Raw genomic sequence first — 17,612 nt, 5'->3', positions numbered from 1 at the left:
CTGCGCGCAGCGCATGCCTCAGGGGCGCGGGGAACTGCGCGACCAGCCACGACGAGAGCCGCGCCTAGCCGGTGCTCCCCAGGATCTTCACCACGATGCCGGTCACCCCGGCGACCCCGACCCCGATGAACCACGCGGCGGTCAGCAAACGCCCCCTCAACAAGCGATACCGCTCCTCGTACTCGCCCCGCAACGACCCGGCCCGCCCCACGGCGTCCCGCCACAACTCCCGCCGCAGCTCCAGATAACCCTCGACATAGGCCCGCCCCACATCCTCGGCCTGCGTCTCCGTCAGCCACGGCACCCGCTCGGTGAACCGCCGCGCGGCGTCCCGCCCCTCGGCCCGCGCGGCCTCCACCATCAAGAACCCCTCGATCTCCCGGATCACACGCCACCCCGCACCAGCTCGGCCCGGGCCTCGGCGGCAGCGTCGAACGCCGGCGACTCCGAACGGATCCTCGGCAGCGCCACGAAGTTGTGCCGCGGCGGCGGACACGACGTCACCCACTCCAGCGAACGCCCGTACCCCCACGGATCGTCGACGCCGACCGGCTCCCCGTACTGCGCGGTCCGCCACACGTTGTAGAGGAACGGCAGGAACGACATGCCCAGCACGAACGAGAAGATCGTCGAGACCGTGTTGAGCCCGGTCAGCCCCTCCACGGCCAGATAGTCCGGCACCCGCCGCAGCATGCCCCGCGTCCCCAGCCAGTGCTGCACGAGGAACGTGCCGTGGAAGCCGACGAACAGCGTCCAGAACGTCACCTTCCCGAGCCGCTCGTCGAGCATCTTCCCCGTGAACTTCGGCCACCAGAAGTGGAATCCGGCGAACATCGCGAAGACGACCGTGCCGAAGATGACGTAGTGGAAGTGGGCGACGACGAAGTACGTCTCGCCGACGTGGAAGTCCAGCGGCGGCGCCGCCAGGATCACCCCGGTCAGGCCGCCGAAGGCGAAGGTGATCAGGAACCCGATCGAGTAGAGCATCGGCGTCTCGAAGGACAGCGAGCCCTGCCACATGGTGCCGATCCAGTTGAAGAACTTCACGCCCGTCGGCACGGCGATCAGGAACGTCATGAACGAGAAGAAGGGCAGCAGCACGCCACCGGTGACGTACATGTGGTGCGCCCACACCGTCACCGAAAGCCCCGCGATCGCGATGGTGGCGCCCACCAGGCCCTGGTAGCCGAAGATCGGCTTGCGGCTGAAGACCGGGATCACCTCGGAGATGATCCCGAAGAACGGCAGCGCGATGATGTACACCTCGGGGTGCCCGAAGAACCAGAAGAGGTGCTGCCAGAGCAGCGCGCCCCCGTTCGCCGCGTCGAAGACGTGCGCCCCGAACTTCCGGTCGGCCTCCAGCGCGAACAGCGCGGCCGCGAGGACCGGGAAGGCGAGCAGGACGAGGACGCCCGTCAGCAGCACGTTCCAGGTGAAGATCGGCAGCCGGAACATCGTCATGCCGGGCGCGCGCATGCACACGATCGTCGTGATGAAGTTGACCGAGCCCAGGATCGTGCCGAAGCCGGAGAAGGCGAGCCCCATGATCCACATGTCGGCGCCGACGCCCGGCGAGTGCACCGCGTCGGACAGCGGCGCGTACGCGAACCACCCGAAGTCCGCGGCCCCTTGAGGCGTGAGGAACCCGCCCACCGCGATCAGCGAACCCAGCAGGTACAGCCAGTACGCGAACATGTTCAGCCGCGGGAACGCCACATCGGGCGCCCCGATCTGCAACGGCATGATCCAGTTCGCGAACCCGGCGAACAGCGGCGTCGCGAACATCAGCAGCATGATCGTGCCGTGCATCGTGAACGCCTGGTTGAACTGCTCGTTCGACAGGATCTGCGTCCCGGGACGGGCCAGTTCCGCCCGCATGAACAGCGCGAGCACCCCGGCCAGGCAGAAGAACCCGAACGACGTGACGAGATACAGCGTGCCGATGGTCTTGTGATCGGTGGTGGTCAGCCACCGCACCGCCTTGAAGCCCTTCTTGGAGCCCTTCGTTCCTCTCATGCCCGGTACGTGTCCGGACCCGCCCCGCACGTCACCGCGCACCCCCGCCCGAAAGATCACACACCGCACCTGTGAACATCGGGGCGGAGCCGGACACCTACGGTTCATGAGCACGGACGAACCACGGGCACAGGCATGAGCGGCAGCACGACGGACGACGCCTTCGCGGCGGCCTACCGCGCCCACTACTGGGCGGTCAGCCGGTTCGTCGCACGCCGTCTGGACCCCGGGGCCGCCCACGAGGTCGAGGAGGTCGTCGCCGACGTCTTCTCCATAGCGTGGCGGCGCCGGGCCGAGCTGCCGCCCGAGACGCCGCTGCCCTGGCTGTACGCCGTCGCCCGCAACTGCCTCGCCAACACCGTGCGCGGGCTGGGCCGCAGACGCCGCCTCCTCGACCGCATCGGCCACCACGAACGGGCCCACCACCGGCAGATCGTCGCGGGCCCCGACGCCGAGGAACCCGGCGCCTGGATCCACGAGGCGCTGGCCCGGCTGAACCCCGCCGACCGGGAGGCCCTGCGCCTGACCACCTGGGAGGAGCTGGGCGTCGACGAGCTGGCCGTCGCCCTGGAGTGCAGCCGCAGCGCCGCCGCGATGCGGCTGCACCGAGCCCGGCGCCGGCTGCGCGCCGAGATCGACCGGATGAACATGACCGTCACCGCAGGAGACCAAGCCCGTGACCGATGACCTGGCCCTCCTCCGCGCCGCCAATCCGGTGCCGGACGACGATCCGCGCTACGCCGATTCGCGTCCGCTGCACCACGGTGCCGAGCGCGCTCTGAACCAGCTGCTGCACCGCGGTCGGCGTGCCCGCCGCACCCTGGTCCTCCGCGCCGAGGCCGCCGTGTGCGCCGCGGCGGCCCTTCTGGCCATCGCCTTCTCCGCCGGCCTCCCGGGCGCGGGCTGAGCACGTCACGCGCGCCCCGGGGGGAACGGCGACGTCACCGCAACCCGTGCCTGCGGGCGACCATCCGTTCAGCCGCGCCGCGCGAAAGCACTCGCCGCAGCGCGAACACCACCGGCGCGTTGCTGCCCACGGCGTAGAACGGCCGAAGCCGACCGGCCTCCACCACGGAGACGACCTTGGCGGCGACCTTCTCGGCCGAGATCCCGTTCGCCTCATTGCGGTTGAGCGCGGCGAGCATGGTGTCGTAGGCGGCGCGGAACGGCGAGTCCGGCGCCACGTACTGGGTGCGCCGCTCACTGATCCCGGTGGCGATCGACCCGGGCTCGACGGTCGTGATGCCGACCCCGTAACCCGCGTACTCCCGCCGTGCGGCCAGCGCGAACCCCTTGATGGCGGCCTTCGACGCGACGTACGACGACCGGTAGGCGAGCGGGAAGCTGGCCAGCATCGAACCGACCATCACCACCCGCCCGCGCCCCCGCTCCCGCATCCCGGGCAGCAGGAGCTGACTGAGCCGCACGGCCCCGAACACGTTCAGCTGGAACAGCCGCCGCACCGCGTCCATCGGCAGCTCCTCGAAGGGGCCGCTCTGCGACTCACCGGCGTTGTTGACGAGGACGTCCACCGCGCCGGCGGCGGCCGCGCACGCCTCGATGCTCGCCTCGTCGGAGAGGTCGAGCGCCAGATAAGTCACTCCGGGTATAGGGGAGTTGACCTTCTCCGGGTCGCGGCTCGTGCCGTACACCCGGTAGCCGCGTGCGACCAGCGCCGCCGCGACGGCCGCCCCGATCCCCGACGACGCGCCCGTCACGAGCGCGGTCCCCGTCACGCGAGGCTCCTGGCGAGCGCGCGCCCGGCGGCCCGCCCGGAGAAGATGCAGCCGCCGAGGAAGGTCCCTTCGAGCGCGTTGTAGCCGTGGACACCGCCGCCGCCGAACCCGGCGACCTCCCCGGCCGCGTACAGCCCCTCGAAGACCGAGCCGTCACCGCGCACGACCTGCGAGTCGAGGTTCGTCTCCAGGCCGCCCAGCGTCTTGCGGGTCAGCACGTGCAGGCGTACGGCGATCAGCGGGCCCTGCGCCGGGTCGAGCAGCCGGTGCGGCTTGGCGACGCGCGTGATGCGGTCGGGCAGGTAGGAGCGGGCGTTGCGGACGGCCATGAGCTGGAGGTCCTTGCTGTACCCGTTCTCGATCTCGCGGTCGCGGGCGACGATCTCCCGCTCGACCTGCTCGTACTCGACGGGGGTCTTCGGCGTCAGCTCGTTCATGCCCGCGACGAGGTCCTTCAGGTTCCTGCGGACGACGAAGTCCTCGCCCTTGTCGAGGAACGCCTGGACGGGCCCCGGCGCCCCCTTCTTCACCCGCTGGAGGACCAGCTTCATGTCCTTGCCGGTGATGTCGGGGTTCTGCTCGCTGCCGGAGAGCGCGAACTCCTTCTCGACGATGGCCCGGGTCAGGATGAACCACGTGTGGTCGTGGCCGCTCGCGGTGATGTGCTTCAGCGTGGCGAGCGTGTCGTGCCCGGGGAACAGCGGCGCGGGCAGCCGCTTGCCGGTGGCGTCCAGCCACAGCGACGACGGGCCGGGGATGATCCGGATGCCGTGGCCCGGCCAGATCGGGTCCCAGTTCTTCAGGCCCTCCGTGTAGTGCCACATGCGGTCGCGGTTGACGACGGAGGCGCCGGCGTCCTCGGTGATCCCGATCATGCGGCCGTCGACGTACGCGGGCACGCCCGTCACCATCGACTCGGGCGCCGGGCCGACCCGGTCGGCCGGCCAGTTCTTGCGGACCAGGTCGTGGTTGCCGCCGATGCCGCCGGAGGTGACGACGACCGCCTTCGCGCGCAGTTCGAAGTCGCCGACGGTCTCGCGGGAGGAGGCGACCCCGCGCGGCTCGTCCGAGGGGGCGAGCAGGGAACCGCGTACGCCGACGGCCGCCCCGTCCTCGACGATCAACTCGTCCACCTGATGGCGGTACTTGAAGGTGACGAGGCCGCGCTCGGCGGCCTCCAGGACCGGCTCCCGGAAGACGCGGACGACCTCGGGGCCCGTGCCCCAGGTGAGGTGGAAGCGGGGCACCGAGTTTCCGTGCCCGGTCGCGGTGCCGGAGCCGCGCTCGGCCCAGCCGACGTTCGGGGTGACCTTGAGGCCGAGCCCGTACAGGTAGTCCCGCTTCTCCCCGGCCGCGAACCGCACGTACGCCTCGGCCCACTTGCGCGGCCACCGGTCCTCGGTCTCCCGGTCGAAGCCGGCCGAGCCCATCCAGTCGGCGAGGGCCAGCTCGTAGGAGTCCTTGATGCCCATGCGTCGCTGCTCGGGGCTGTCCACGAGGAACAGCCCGCCGAGCGACCAGAAGGCCTGCCCGCCCAGATTGGCGGCGTTCTCCTGGTCGACGAGCACGACGCGCTTGCCCGCCCGGGTGAGTTCGTACGTGGCGACGAGCCCGGCGAGCCCGGCTCCCACGACGATGACATCGGCGTTGGTGTCACTCATGCGCTCTCCAAGGGGGTGCTGTAGGCGGTCAGTACGTTCATGAACAGGGCGTGCCTGCGGTCCCGTACGGCGCCGTCGTCGGGCTGGAGCAGCACCTGTACGGCGGTTCCGTCGTGCACGGCGACCAGCGCGTCCCCCAGGGCCCGCCGGTCGGTGACCCGCCGCCCCAGCTGCTCCAGCGCGGTCACGAGCACCGGCAGCACGGCTTCTCTGATGGCCTCCTCCCGGGCGGCCATCACGCGCCGCAGGCCGGGATTGCGCAGGGCGTGCGCCGTGAACTCGGCGGTGATCCGGTACCAGGCGTCGTGCACGGGGGTCGCCTCGACGGCCGCGCGCACGGCCGCCTCGGGATCGGCCGGGTCGAGACCGTCCAGCGCTGCCCGCACATCGTCGAGCATCCGCGCCGACCGCTCTTCCCACAAGGCGAGGAACAGCTCATCGAGGGAGGAGAAATTGGAGTAGAAGGCGCCCCGCGTGAACCCGGCCCGCTCACAGACCTGTTCGACCGTGGAGCGGCCGAAGCCCTCTTCGGCGAAGACGTCGAACGCGGCCGCCAGCAGCCGCTGCCGCGTGCGCGCACGCCGCTTCGTCACTGTGCCGGGCACGGTCACCTCGCTCGGAGCGCTCGACCCGCTGAGGGATCGTGAACCACAAATGGATACAGGAACGTATTCGATACGTTCCTGTATCCACAAGGGTCCGCCGAGGATCGGCCGGAGGCCGGGCGAACAGATCAGGCGAAGATCTCCACGAACGACCAGACGGCGAGCACGAGCATGCAGATGCCGCCCACGCGCTGCACCGTCTTCAGCGGCACCCGCTTGGCGATGAAGCGGCCCGCGATCAGCGCGAGACCGGAGACCGAGATCAGCGCGATGAACGAGCCGATGGCGGTCGACAGGGTGCCGTTCGTGGCGGCCAGGTTGGCGGTGGTGATCTGGGTCAGGTCGCCCCACTCACCGATGAACACGGCCATGAAGGCGGTGCCGAACACCGGCCAGAACCCGGTGACGGTCTTGGCGCCCGCCTCGTCCTCCCCGTCCTCGTCGTCCCCGCCGCGCAGCAGCATGAAGGCGCCGAACAGGAACATCAGGCCGGAGACCAGTTTCACGATCCAGCCGGGCAGCAGCCCGAGCAGCGAGCCGGCGCCGACCGCGATGGCGACGTGCACGGCGAACGCCGCGGAGGTGCCGAACCATACGTAGATCGGCTTCATCCGGGTGCCCATGGCCAGTGAGGCGAACATGGTCTTGTCCGGGAGTTCGGCCAGGAAGATCAGACCGAAGGCGGTGACGATCGCCACGGGGTCGAGATGCATCGGGGGTCTCTCTGTACGAGCCGCAGCCGGACTCGTGAACCCACCCGCTGCGGGGACCACTCGACCCGGCGACGGCGTAAACGGATTCGGATACGCGTCAGCCTGGTCGAAGGTCTCGCCCGCCCGGCCGTGTCGGCGCGGGCCCGGCCACCGGGAACCCGGGGGTTCCAGTGTGTCGACGACCGGTTCGCGGGGCTACTCCCCTTCGCTTGCTCCCACCAGGGTACATGCGGCCGGAGAGCCCCGCAGTGCGCCGGATCACGTCCGCGCGCACCGGCCGGGGGCCTACTGCTTGCGCTGGGCGAGCACGCAGAACTCGTTGCCCTCGGGGTCCGCCAGCACCACCCAGGGCTGCTCGCCCTGGCCGATGTCGACGCGCCGCGCGCCGAGCGCCTCCAGCCGGGCCACCTCGGCGGCCTGGTCGTCGGGCCGGAAGTCGAGGTGCAGCCGTCCCTTGTGGCGCGTGACCTCGTCGGCGCGCACGAAGTCGATCCCCGGCGTCCGGTCCGGCTCCGGCCGGATCTCGAACTCGCCGTCGCCCTCGTACACCACGACCCAGCCGAGCGCCTCGGCCCACCACCGGCCGAGCGCCTCCGGGTCCGCGGAGTGCACGATCACCTGTTCCCAGTTCAAGGTCATCAGCGGAGTGTAGAGCCGGACCGTTAAAAGGAACTGGCATTCGGGCTTTCGGATTAGGATCACGTCGATCGGCCAGGGGGGCCGGATCTTTCAGGGGCTTTGGGGGCGACGCCGATGGGTGTCATCGCAGGTGCTGTCGTGGTGGTGCTGGTCGTGGTGGTCGTGTGGTGGGTCGTACGGACCTACAACCGGCTCGTCCGGCTGCGGAACCAGACACAGGCGTCATGGGCGCAGATCGATGTGCAGCTGAAGCGGCGGCACGAACTGATACCGAATGTCGTCGAGGGCGCGCGCGGGTACGCCGCCCACGAGAGGGCCACCTTCGAGGCGGTCACCGCCGCGCGCGGCGCGGCCGTGAACGACGGGCTCGGCGTCACCGACCGGGCGGCCGCCGAGGACGCGCTCACCGCGACGCTCGGCAAGCTCTTCGCGCTCGGCGAGAGCTACCCCGAGCTGAAGGCGGACCAGCACTTCGCCGCCGTGCAGGCCGAGTTGAGGTCCGCGGAGGACAAGATCGCGTACGCGCGGCAGTTCTACAACAGCGCCGTGCAGAGCTACCACACCGCCCTGGAGAGCTTCCCGGGCAACATCGTGTCCGGCTTCGGCGGCGGGCACGGGCGACGCGAGTACTTCGAGGCCGCGGGCGCACCGCAGGAAGCCGTCCAGGTGCGCTTCGCATGAGCCACACCGAACAGCTCTACTGGGGCGGCGCCGCCCTGATCGCGCTCTGGCTGGTCCTCTTCGGCCTGGCACTGCTCGCCACCCGCAACGGCGCGGTCACCCCGGCGCCCGCGACCCAGGAGTTCGGGCCCGACCCGGAGTCCCCGGCCGTGGTCACCCTCCTCGGCAACAACTGGCGCGGCGTCGAGTACGCCGCCGGGGCCACCCTCCTCGACCTGGCCGCCCGCGGCTTCGTCGAGGTGCGCCAGCCCGCCGACGACCCGGCCGCGAGCACCGTGCACGTCACCGACGTGGGCCGGGACGCGCAGGACCTGCCGCCCTACGAGCGGCGCGTCCTGGAGCGCGTGATCAGCCGGACCACCGAGGGCGGCGCCCCGATCGGGGCGATCGCCTTCCGCGACGCCAAGCGCGCCGCCGCCTTCAACGCGGAACTGCGCAAGGACATCGTCGCCGAGGCCCGGCTGCGCGGCCTGTCCCGCGCCCGGTTCGCGGGGTGGCTGGCCGGCGGGCTGACGCTGCTCGCCTGCGTGCCCGGCGTCCTGTTCGGCCTGGCCGCGCTGATGGGCCACCACGGCGTCCGCGCGGCGTTCGTCGTCTGCGTGCTCCCGGCGTCCGCGATGTTCTGGCTGCTCGCCAGGGCGCAGGGTGAGCGCGCGACCCCGCGCGGCCTGGAGCGCGCCGGACACTGGGCCGGACTGCGTTCCTGGCTGACCGCGCACGAGGACTTCGCCCGGCTGCCTCCCGCCGCCGTCGCCGTCTGGGACCGCTACCTCGCGTACGGGACCGCGCTCGGCGTCACCAGCCTGGCCGGCCGCCTCCTCGGCTTCGACGCCGGTGACCGCCGCCGCGTCTGGTCGAGCTACGGCGGCACCTGGCGCCCGGTGCGGATCCGCTACCCGCGGCTGCTGCCCGGCTTCGGCGCCTCGAAGGGGCGGCTGCTCCAGCTGGCGGCCGCCGCGGCCCTGGTCGCCGGGGCCCTGGCCGCCTTCGCGGTGCTGCGCCAGCCCGACTGGTCGCTCGCGGCCGACGCCCACAGCGACGGCACCCTGCGCCGCCCGGGCCTGATCCTGAGCGCCGGCTGGGTGGGCAGCGCGCTGCTCGGCGTGATCGCGGCCGGGAAGTTCCGGCGCTGGACGCTGTTGCTCGTCTTCCTGGCGATGATGCCCGGCAACTTCGCGAGCGACAGCGACGGCTGGTTCGTCGACGCGGCGGCCGAGCAGGGCCCGCTGGCCGTCGAATGGGCGGCGATCGCGCTCTTCGCCGCGCTCGCCGGACACCTGCTGATCCTGGCCTGCCTGGAGCTGCGCGCGCCCGACACGATCACCGGTGAGGTGCTGCGGGTGGAGGGGCGCAAGAACACGAAGGCGGCGCGTTTCCTGGCCCTGGACGAGGGCACGACGGCCCTGACCACGGCCTGGGCCCTGCCCGCCGCCTCCCGCGACCTCGCCACCGGCGCCCAGGTCCGCCTGACCGTCTCCCGCGGCACCCGCACCATCCGCTCCGCGGAACTGGTCCGGGCCGCGCCCTGGGAGGGCGACTGGGCGGAGGCCTCGGCGCCGGGGCAGCACGTCTCGTAGGAGAGATCAGCCGCGAGCGGGGCGGTCGGCGAGCAGGGCCGCCCCGGCCGAGGCCAGGACCGCGAGGAGCGCGCAGCCCGCGGCCACCGCGGTGACCGTCGCCCACGGCAGGCTGATGCCGAGGGGGCCGGCGATCCGCACCAGGGAGATCCACACGCCCGCCAGCGCGACCGCCGCCGTCGCGCCGGCCAGCACGGTGCCGATCCCCGTGACCAGCAGCGCCTCCGCCGCGACGAACCGCAGGATCTGGGCGCGCCGGGCGCCGAGCAGCCGGAGCGCCCGCCGCTCGGGCGCCCGGTCGGCCGTCGCCATCAGCACCGTGTTGACCAGCGCGATCGTGGTGTACGCGAGGATGATCGCGAGGACCGCCAGCAGCCCGACCCGGGCGGCCGGCCGGCCGTCGGTGCCGAGGCCGGAGGCCCATGCGGCCCGCGTCACGGCGTGCGCGTTGTGACCGGCCGTGACCGTACGCAGGGCGGCCTCGACGGCGGACGGAGAGGTCCCGGCGCGCAGCTTCACGTACGCGACCGTCGGCAGCGCCGAGAAGGCGTGCGCGCGCGTCGTGTAGGCGTCGGCGGGGGAGTCCACGGAGAGCAGGCCGACCACCGTGAGCGTGGCCCTGCTGCCGTCGGCCCGCCACACCCGCAGCCGGTCGCCGAGCCCCACGCCCCAGGTGGGCGAGGCGACGACACTGTGATCGTCGAGATCGGCGAACGAGCCCGCTGACAAAGGGACATGGACGGCGGCGGGGAGCCGCTCCGGGTCGACGGCCTCGACCGGACGCCGGATGAGGACGGTGTCGCCCTCCAGGGTGTAGAGGCTGGACGGCGCCGCCGTGGCGACCTCCACGCCGGGCAACTCCTCCAGCCGGCGCACGAGTTGACGGTCCAGGTCGGAGCCCGCGTCGGGGAGCACCAGATAGTCCGCCCGTACGGGTTCGGTGCGCATCGCCGCCTTCGCGCTGTCGCCCGTCGCGGCGCCGCCGAGCAGCGCGGCCGCCAGCCCGACCGTGACCAGCACCGGCGCCGCCGTCATCGCGGTCTGCCGGGCCGACGCGCGTACGGAGGCGGAGACCAGGGTGCCGGTCGCGCCGCGCAGCCGTTCCAGCGGCGCGGCGAACAGCCGGGTGACCGGGCGGACCGCGACCGGGGCGAGCAGCCCGGCGGCGGCGACGAGCAGCATGACGTTGGGCATGGCGGTCTTGTTGTTGGCGGCCGACGCGGGGTCGCCGACCGCGGTGACGGCCATGCCGGTCAGCGCCGTGCCGAGCGCCGCCGCCCCCAGCACCCAGCGCGCCGGCGTCATCGCCCGCGACTCGACGGCGGCCTCGCGCAGCGCCTCCGCCGCGGTCACCCGCCCGGCCCGGCGCGCCGCGGCCGCCGCCCCGAGCAGCGCGACCAGCACACCGGTGGGGAACGCGACCAGCGAGGGGACGACCGAGTCGCTCGGCACGGTCCACGCGGGCGCCGCCCCGAGCCCGATCAGCCGGTCCAGGACCGGCCGGGTGGCCGCAGGACCGGCGAGCGCGCCCAGCGCGGCGGCAACCACCGCCAGGCACCACGCCTCGGCGTGGACCATCCGCCGCACCTGACGCCGGGTCGCCCCGACGGTCCGCAGCAGCGCGAACTCGCGGCGGCGCTGCGACACGGCGAACGCGAAGGTGGACGACACGACGAACGCGGCGACGAACGCGGCGAACCCGCCGGCGATCCCGGCGATCGTGGCGGCGTCGTTGCGGGCCCGGTCGTCCGCGGCGCGGGTCGGATCGGGAAGGGCCCGGTCCGGGCCGGTGAGCACCCGGGCGCCGTCCGCCCGGTCGCCGAGAGCGGCCCGCACCCGGCCGGCCGGCTGCCACAGGGCCAGCGCGTCGATCCGGGGCGAGAGCGTCGCGGCGCGCGCGTCGCTGAAGAACACCGTGCCCTGCGGCCCCGCCGTGGTCACCCCCACCACGGTGTACCGCGTGATCCCGTCGGCGGTGACGACACCGACCCGGTCGCCGACCGCCGCACCGGCGCCGGCCGCACGGGCCGACGTACTCACCGCGATCTCGCGGCTCCCCGCCGGGGCGCGGCCCTCGGTGATCCGCTGCGGTGCGGTGCGGGCGGCCGACCAGGGCCGGCCGACGGCGGGCGGCCCCCCGGAGAGCCGTGCGGGGAAGACCCGGTCCACGACCGCGCCGGGGAACCGGGCGGCGAGTCCGGCGGCCAGCCCGCGCGGCTCGGCGAGCGGCGCCCGGGTCGCCCCCTGCCTGCCGTGCACGGTGATCCGGCCGTCGGGGACGACGACGACCGGCGCGGCGGCGTACCGCTGCGGCGCCCGGTCGGGGGTGCCGGTCGTGCTCGCCAGGACCTGCCCCGTCGTGGCGATCAGCGCCGTACCGAGGAAGAGCGCGGCGAAGCTGCCGAGGAAGGAGACCCAGCGGGTGCGCAGCGTGCTCAGGGCGAGGGTCAGCACGACGCCTCCAGGAGCAGCATCCGCGCGACGACGGAGTCGGGGTCCGGGTCGGTGAGTTCGTCGCGGACCCGCCCGTCGGCGAGGAAGAGGACCCGGTCGGCGCAGGCCGCCGCCGCCGGATCATGGGTGACCATCACCAGGGTCTGCGCATGCCGGTCGACCACGGTCCGCAGCAGCCGCAGCACCTCGCGGCCGGTGCTCGCGTCCAGCGCGCCGGTCGGCTCGTCCGCGAACAGCACGGCCGGCCGGGTCACCAGCGCCCGCGCGACGGCGACGCGCTGCTGCTGGCCGCCGGAGAGCTGGGCCGGCCGGTGTCCCGCCCGGTCGGCGAGCCCCACCGCGGCCAGCGCCCGCCGGACCGCGGCGCGGTCCGGCCGCCGCCCGGCCAGCCGCAGCGGCAGCGCGACGTTCTGCTCGGCCGTCAGCGACGGCATCAGGTTGAACGCCTGGAAGACGAAACCGATCCGGTCCCGCCGCAGCTCGGTCAGCTTCCGGTCGCTCAGCCGCGCCAGGTCCTGCCCGGCCACGACGACCCGCCCCGAGGTGGGCCGTTCGAGTCCGGCGGCGCACTGCAACAGCGTCGACTTGCCCGAACCCGACGGGCCCATCACCGCGGTGAAGGTGCCGTGGCCGAACCGGGCCGTCACCTCGTCGAGCGCGGCGACCGCGCCGTCGCCGTTCGGATAGCTCCGGCTCACGGACTCCAACACCACCGAGGTGTCCAGGCTGTCGAGGGGTCTCACCGTGATGCACGTCCGTCCTGGTCGTCCCGCCGGGAGGGCTGTTCCCTCCCGGGGTGCCGCACTCGGGACGCTACGAGCGCGGACAGCCCGCCCGGTACCGGACAGATGACCAGGACCTGTCCGGCGGATCTTGTCGCGGGCGCGGAACAGCGCGGGCCACCCGAACGCGACCTGATCCGCCGGACAGGCCCTAGGATCGCCCCGGGCGGCGGGGGCCGGCCGGGGGCAACGGGGGTCGGGCGCATGGCAGTTGAGGAACGTACGACGCTGCACGGGCGCGCGGTGGAACAGGCGGCGCTCGACGCGCTGCTCGAGGCCGCGGCCGCCGGCCGCAGCGGGGTCCTCGTCGTCCGGGGCGAGCCCGGCATCGGCAAGACCGCGCTCCTGGAGTACGCCAGGGACCGGGCGCGCGGCACCCACGGCACGGCCGTCGTCACGACCACCGGCATCGAGACCGAGGCCGAGATCCCGTTCGCCTCGCTCCACCTGCTGCTGCACCCCGTGCTCGACCGCGTCGACTCCCTGCCCGCCCCGCAGGCGGCCGCCCTGAGGGCGGCGTTCGGCACCGGCCCCGGCAGCAGCGACGACCAGCTCATGGTCGGCCTGGCCGTGCTGTCCCTGCTGTCGGAACTCGCCGCCGACGCGCCCCTGCTCTGCCTGGTCGACGACGCGCACTGGCTCGACCACGCCTCCGCCCGCGCGCTGCTGTTCGCCGCCCGCCGTCTCCAGGCCGAGGGGATCGCCCTGGTCCTCGGCGCCCGCACCGGCTTCGACCCGTCCGGCCTGCCCGAACTGCGGCTGACCGGCCTCGACCCCGACAGCAGTGCCCGGCTCCTCGCGGACCGCTCACCGCGGCTCGGCCCGCCGCTGCGCCGCCGGATCATGGAGGAGAGCGCGGGCAACCCCCTCGCCCTGCTGGAACTGGCCCGCACCGACGGCGACGCCCACGGCCCCGAGCCGCTGGCGCTGCCGCACCGCATCCAGCAGGCGTACGGCGCCCGGATCGCGGAGCTGTCCGCCGGGGCCCGTACGGCCCTGCTGGTCGCGGCCGCCGAGGACGACGGCGACCTCGACGCGATCCTGCGCGCCGCCGCTCGACTGGGTGCCGGACCGGGCGCGTTGGGCGAGGCCGAGCGGGCCGGTCTGGTCCGGGTCGACGCCGGGCGGGTGCGGTTCGTCCACCCGCTGATGCGCGGCGCCGTCTTCCGCGCCGACTCCTACGAGGCCCGGCCGGCCGCCCACCGCGCACTCGCCGACGTGCTGCGGGAGCAGCCGGACCGGCGGGCCTGGCACCTGGCCGCCGCCGCGACCGGCCCCGACGAGGAGGTGGCCGCCGCCCTGGAGCGGGCCGCCGACCGGGCCCTGGCGCGCCACGGCCACGCGGGCACCGCGGCCGCCCTGGAACGCTCCGCCGCGCTGACCGGTGACCCGGCCCTGCGTGCGCGCCGGCTCGCCGCGGCGGCCCAGGCCGCGGCCGACGCGGGACTGACACCCCGCGCCAAGTCCCTTGCCGAGGCCGCCGGACGCGACACGGCCGACCCGCGCACCCGGGCCCGCCTCCAGGCCCTGCGCGCCCGTACGGCCTTCGCGGACGGGGACCCCGGCACCGCCCACGACCTGCTGCTCGGCGCCGCGGACACCATGGCGGGCACCGCGGGCGAGAGCCCCGGCGAGGCGCGGGTGGCGGCGGGCATGATGCTCGTGGACGCCGCGCGCAACGCCTGGCAGCTCGGCGACACCGCCCGCCTGCGCGCCGCCGCCGACCGCCTCGCGACGCTGCGGCCGCGCCCCGAGGACGGCCTCGGCCCGGCCGTGGCCGCGGTGACCGGGGCGGCCGTGTTCCTGGAGGCCGGGCCCGCGCTCGCCCTGCCCGCGCTGCGCACCCTGGTGGCCGACGGCCGCCGCAACCGCTCCGGGGCCCCGGCCCTGCGCGTCAACGCCGCCTTCGTCGCGGGGCTGGTCGGCGACTTCGACGCGGGGCGGGAGATCTCCGCCGCCGTCGCCGCCGACTGCCGGGCCCGGGGCGACCTCGGCTGGCTGCCGCTCGCCCATCTGACGCTGGCCGCGTCCGAGCTGTACCTCGGCCGGTTCCGTGACGCGGAGGCGACGGCCGTCGAGGGTCTGCGGGCCGCCGCCGACACCGGCCAGCCCCACCGGGCCGGTTATCTCCAGGGGATGCTCGCCTGGATTCTGGCCGTCCGCGGCGACCAGGCCGGCTCGGCCGAGCTCGCCGCCCGCTGCCACGACCACTTCGACGCCACGGGCATCGCCAACAGCCTGGCCTGGGCCGAGTGGGCGCTGGCCCTCGCGGACCTGGGGCAGGGCCGCTTCGCGGAGGCACTGGACCGCCTGGACGCGGCACAGGCGGGCCCGGTCCGCCGCCAGATCCAGAGCGTGTACTTCGCCCCGGACCGGGTCGAGGCCGCCGCCCGGCTCGCCCGGCCCGCCGACGAGCCCCTCGCCGCGTTCACGGAGTGGGCCGACGCCTCCGGTCTCGCCTGGGCCGACGCGGTACTGCACCGCTGCCGCGCCCTCGTGGAGCCCGACTGGGCCACCGCCCACGCCCTGTTCAGCAGGGCCGTCCGCCGCCACGCCGAGAGCGGCCGCCCCTGGGAGGCGGCCAGAACGCGCCTCCTCTTCGGAGAACGCCTGCGCAGGGAACGCCACAAGACGGAAGCCCGCCTCCAACTGGCCGCCGCGCTGGACACCTTCGAACGCCTGGGCGCGGTCCCCTGGGCGGACCGCGCCCGCGCCGAACTGCGCGCGGCCGGCGCGACGGCTCCCCTCCCGGACCGCGCCACGGACACCCTCGCCCGCCTCTCGCCCCAGGAACTCCAGATCGTCCGCCTGGCGGCCACGGGCATGACCAACCGCGAGATAGCCGCGCAGCTCTTCCTGAGCCCCAAGACCGTCAGCTACCACCTCTACCGGGCCTTCCCGAAGCTGAACGTCAGCAGCAGGGCCCAGCTGGCGGGGCTCGGCCTGACCGACTGAGCGCCGCCCGTCAGGCGTCCAGGAACGGCGCGAACGACGCCGGGAGGCGGCGCCATTCCTCCGGCCCGGCCGCGTACTCGGCGTCGGTGAGCAGGCAGGAGCCGAGGAGCCGCTCGATGCCGTCGGGGTCGAGGCCGGGCGAGGTGAAGACGAGGTGCTGGCAGCGGTCGCCGTACTCGGGATGCCAGTCGAGGGCGGCGGCCGCGCGCCGCACCGGCGGCATCGCCTCCCAGCCCGCGTCGGGCAGCGCGGCCAGCCAGGGTCCCGCGCTCTCCACGCACAGCGCCCCGCCCGCGCAGTCCCAGGCGAGCAGGCTGTCGGGCCGGTCCGCGAGCCAGAACCGTCCCCGGCTGCGCGCGGCGGCGCAGCAGAGGTCCTCCAGCGCCCGGTAGAGCCGTTCGGGGTGGAACGGCCGCGTCCGGTGCCAGACCAGCGTCGTCACGCCCGCCTCGTCCGCCTCCTGGGGCAGCCGCGCGCAGGCGGGATGCTGGGCCGAGGCGGCCGCCTCCACGTCGAACCCGGCGAAGGCGAGCGCCGCGAGTTCGCCCGACGCCGCGTCGACCCGGCGGGCGGTGGGGTGGAGCTGGGTGAGCAGCGCGTGGTCCTGCTCGTCCGCCTCCGGGTCGTCGACCAGGGCGAGCACGGGCGCGTACTCCACCTGCCGGGCGAAGGTGTCGGCGACCGTGCGCCGGTCCGTCGCGGCGGCCGCCAGTCCGGCCTCGGCCAGGTCGTCGCCGTTGCCCAGGCAGGGCAGTACGAGGGCGGGGGAGACCGCGGTGATCACGTTGGTGAGCACCAGCTCGTCACCGCTGTGCGCCACGACGACCTCGGCCATGGCCTTCGGCTCGACCGAGTCCCACAGCTCGACGATGGCGAGCCGGGTCGTGCCGTCCCCGGCCAGCCGGTCCAGCTCCGGTACGAGGTCCTCGCGCAGGGCGCAGCACGCGCAGTCGGCGACGAGGGGCGCGTCGCCCGTGGCCAGGACCCCCGAGGCGTCGCTGACGCGCCGCCGCACGGTCCCCTCCCCGGCGGTCGCGAGGTCGTGGTGCAGCGCGACGCTCCCGGGAACCGCCGTCAGCAGACGCTTGACGACGGTTCGGCGGGCGTCGGCGTGCAGTCCACCGACGAGGACGACCGGCAGTGCTTCGGTGCGCATCATGGGGCTACTATATGGGAATGGTTTCCATTATCAATAAGTACGTGTTCCAGGAGAGGCAGGTCACTTCATGTCCGCCCACTGCCAACTGACCGGCGCCCGACCGCGGTTCGGCAACTCCATCTCCCACTCCCACCGCCGCACCTCGCGCCGCTTCGACCCGAACATTCAGCGCAAGCGCTACTGGCTGCCCGGCGAAGGGCGTTACGTACGCCTGACGTTGAGCGCCCGCGGCATCAGGACCGTCGACGTCATCGGCGTGGAAGCGGCCGTCGCGCGCATCCGCGCCCGGGGAGGAAGGGTCTGATGGCCAAGCAGAGCAAGATCGCGAAGAACGAGCGGCGCAAGGCCGTCGTCGCGCGGTACGCGGCCCGGCGGGCGGAGTTGAAGGAGACCGTCCGCCGTCCGTCCTCGACGCCCGCCGAACGCACCGCGGCCCTCGCCGAACTGGGCCGCCAGCCCCGCGACGCGAGCCCCACCCGCGTCCGCAACCGCGACAGCGTGGACGGCCGTCCTCGCGGCCATCTGCGCAAGTTCGGGCTGTCCCGGGTCCGGGTGCGCGAGCAGGCGCACGCGGGTTTCCTGCCCGGGGTCACCAAGTCGTCCTGGTAGCAGGGGAATTGGTCGGTCCCGCCGC

17 protein-coding genes are annotated in these 17,612 nt (G+C 73.9%); 7 read left to right on the top strand and 10 right to left on the bottom strand.

The window, feature by feature from the left end; all coding sequences use genetic code 11:
* Window positions 1-64: 64 nt before the first annotated feature.
* Both ABII15_RS17910 and ctaD read right to left on the bottom strand, forming a co-directional pair.
* Window positions 65-388 (bottom strand): hypothetical protein, encoded by a 324-nt coding sequence (locus ABII15_RS17910; protein WP_353943331.1) that lies wholly within the window; start codon window positions 386-388, stop codon window positions 65-67.
* Window positions 385-2,016: a cytochrome c oxidase subunit I gene (gene ctaD / locus ABII15_RS17905; protein WP_353943330.1), complete on the bottom strand. Its 1,632-nt coding sequence runs from the start codon at window positions 2,014-2,016 to the stop codon at window positions 385-387. The genes ABII15_RS17910 and ctaD overlap by 4 nt, the downstream gene beginning before the upstream one ends.
* Window positions 2,017-2,151: 135 nt before the next feature.
* Here ctaD and ABII15_RS17900 point away from each other — a divergent pair, with 135 nt between their 5' ends.
* Window positions 2,152-2,703 carry a sigma-70 family RNA polymerase sigma factor gene (locus ABII15_RS17900; RefSeq protein WP_353943329.1) on the top strand — a complete coding sequence of 184 codons (552 nt, stop codon included), beginning with the start codon at window positions 2,152-2,154 and terminating at the stop codon, window positions 2,701-2,703.
* Window positions 2,693-2,923: a hypothetical protein gene (locus ABII15_RS17895; protein ID WP_353943328.1), complete on the top strand. Its 231-nt coding sequence runs from the start codon at window positions 2,693-2,695 to the stop codon at window positions 2,921-2,923. The genes ABII15_RS17900 and ABII15_RS17895 overlap by 11 nt, the downstream gene beginning before the upstream one ends.
* Window positions 2,924-2,957: 34 nt before the next feature.
* Here ABII15_RS17895 and ABII15_RS17890 read toward each other — a convergent pair whose 3' ends face one another.
* From ABII15_RS17890 to ABII15_RS17870, 5 genes are all read right to left on the bottom strand, one after another.
* Window positions 2,958-3,752 carry an SDR family NAD(P)-dependent oxidoreductase gene (locus ABII15_RS17890; RefSeq protein ID WP_353943327.1) on the bottom strand — a complete coding sequence of 265 codons (795 nt, stop codon included), beginning with the start codon at window positions 3,750-3,752 and terminating at the stop codon, window positions 2,958-2,960.
* Window positions 3,749-5,413 carry an FAD-binding dehydrogenase gene (locus ABII15_RS17885; RefSeq protein WP_353943326.1) on the bottom strand — a complete coding sequence of 555 codons (1,665 nt, stop codon included), beginning with the start codon at window positions 5,411-5,413 and terminating at the stop codon, window positions 3,749-3,751. The genes ABII15_RS17890 and ABII15_RS17885 overlap by 4 nt, the downstream gene beginning before the upstream one ends.
* Window positions 5,410-6,018, bottom strand: a complete 609-nt coding sequence (locus ABII15_RS17880) for a TetR/AcrR family transcriptional regulator (protein ID WP_353943325.1) — start codon at window positions 6,016-6,018, stop codon at window positions 5,410-5,412. Before ABII15_RS17880 ends, ABII15_RS17885 begins: the two co-directional genes overlap by 4 nt.
* A gap of 128 nt (window positions 6,019-6,146) precedes the next feature.
* On the bottom strand, window positions 6,147-6,731 hold the full coding sequence (locus ABII15_RS17875) for a TMEM165/GDT1 family protein (protein ID WP_353943324.1): 585 nt from the start codon (window positions 6,729-6,731) through the stop codon (window positions 6,147-6,149).
* A gap of 285 nt (window positions 6,732-7,016) precedes the next feature.
* A complete protein-coding gene (locus ABII15_RS17870) occupies window positions 7,017-7,370 on the bottom strand; it encodes a VOC family protein (protein ID WP_353943323.1) in 354 nt (117 codons plus the stop codon).
* A 114-nt stretch (window positions 7,371-7,484) separates the two neighbouring features.
* Between ABII15_RS17870 and ABII15_RS17865 the strand changes: the two genes are divergently transcribed.
* Together ABII15_RS17865 and ABII15_RS17860 are read left to right on the top strand one after the other, a co-directional pair.
* On the top strand, window positions 7,485-8,051 hold the full coding sequence (locus tag ABII15_RS17865; protein WP_353943322.1) for a LemA family protein: 567 nt from the start codon (window positions 7,485-7,487) through the stop codon (window positions 8,049-8,051).
* Window positions 8,048-9,628 (top strand): hypothetical protein, encoded by a 1,581-nt coding sequence (locus ABII15_RS17860; protein WP_353943321.1) that lies wholly within the window; start codon window positions 8,048-8,050, stop codon window positions 9,626-9,628. Before ABII15_RS17865 ends, ABII15_RS17860 begins: the two co-directional genes overlap by 4 nt.
* A 6-nt stretch (window positions 9,629-9,634) precedes the next feature.
* Here ABII15_RS17860 and ABII15_RS17855 read toward each other — a convergent pair whose 3' ends face one another.
* Both ABII15_RS17855 and ABII15_RS17850 read right to left on the bottom strand, forming a co-directional pair.
* Window positions 9,635-12,082 (bottom strand): ABC transporter permease, encoded by a 2,448-nt coding sequence (locus ABII15_RS17855; protein WP_353943320.1) that lies wholly within the window; start codon window positions 12,080-12,082, stop codon window positions 9,635-9,637.
* Window positions 12,076-12,831, bottom strand: a complete 756-nt coding sequence (locus tag ABII15_RS17850) for an ABC transporter ATP-binding protein (RefSeq protein WP_353947101.1) — start codon at window positions 12,829-12,831, stop codon at window positions 12,076-12,078. Before ABII15_RS17850 ends, ABII15_RS17855 begins: the two co-directional genes overlap by 7 nt.
* 237 nt (window positions 12,832-13,068) lie before the next feature.
* Here ABII15_RS17850 and ABII15_RS17845 point away from each other — a divergent pair, with 237 nt between their 5' ends.
* Window positions 13,069-15,819 carry an AAA family ATPase gene (locus tag ABII15_RS17845; RefSeq protein WP_353943319.1) on the top strand — a complete coding sequence of 917 codons (2,751 nt, stop codon included), beginning with the start codon at window positions 13,069-13,071 and terminating at the stop codon, window positions 15,817-15,819.
* Window positions 15,820-15,829: 10 nt separating this feature from the next.
* Here ABII15_RS17845 and ABII15_RS17840 read toward each other — a convergent pair whose 3' ends face one another.
* Complete coding sequence (locus tag ABII15_RS17840) at window positions 15,830-16,975, bottom strand: GTP-binding protein (protein WP_353947100.1); 1,146 nt, start codon at window positions 16,973-16,975, stop codon at window positions 15,830-15,832.
* Window positions 16,976-17,045: 70 nt separating this feature from the next.
* Here ABII15_RS17840 and rpmB point away from each other — a divergent pair, with 70 nt between their 5' ends.
* Both rpmB and rpsN read left to right on the top strand, forming a co-directional pair.
* The gene (gene rpmB, locus ABII15_RS17835; RefSeq protein WP_353943318.1) at window positions 17,046-17,282 is read left to right on the top strand and encodes a 50S ribosomal protein L28; all 237 of its coding nucleotides are present in this window, start codon (window positions 17,046-17,048) and stop codon (window positions 17,280-17,282) included.
* Entirely contained in the window at window positions 17,282-17,587 is a 306-nt protein-coding gene (rpsN, locus tag ABII15_RS17830) for a 30S ribosomal protein S14 (RefSeq protein WP_353943317.1), read from the top strand. Before rpmB ends, rpsN begins: the two co-directional genes overlap by 1 nt.
* Window positions 17,588-17,612 lie beyond the last annotated feature (25 nt).

The organism is Streptomyces sp. HUAS MG91 (assembly GCF_040529335.1).
Lineage (GTDB): Bacteria > Actinomycetota > Actinomycetes > Streptomycetales > Streptomycetaceae > Streptomyces > Streptomyces tabacisoli.
The sequence above is the reverse complement of the archived record's forward strand: the minus strand, read 5'-3'. Positions and strand labels throughout refer to the sequence as shown.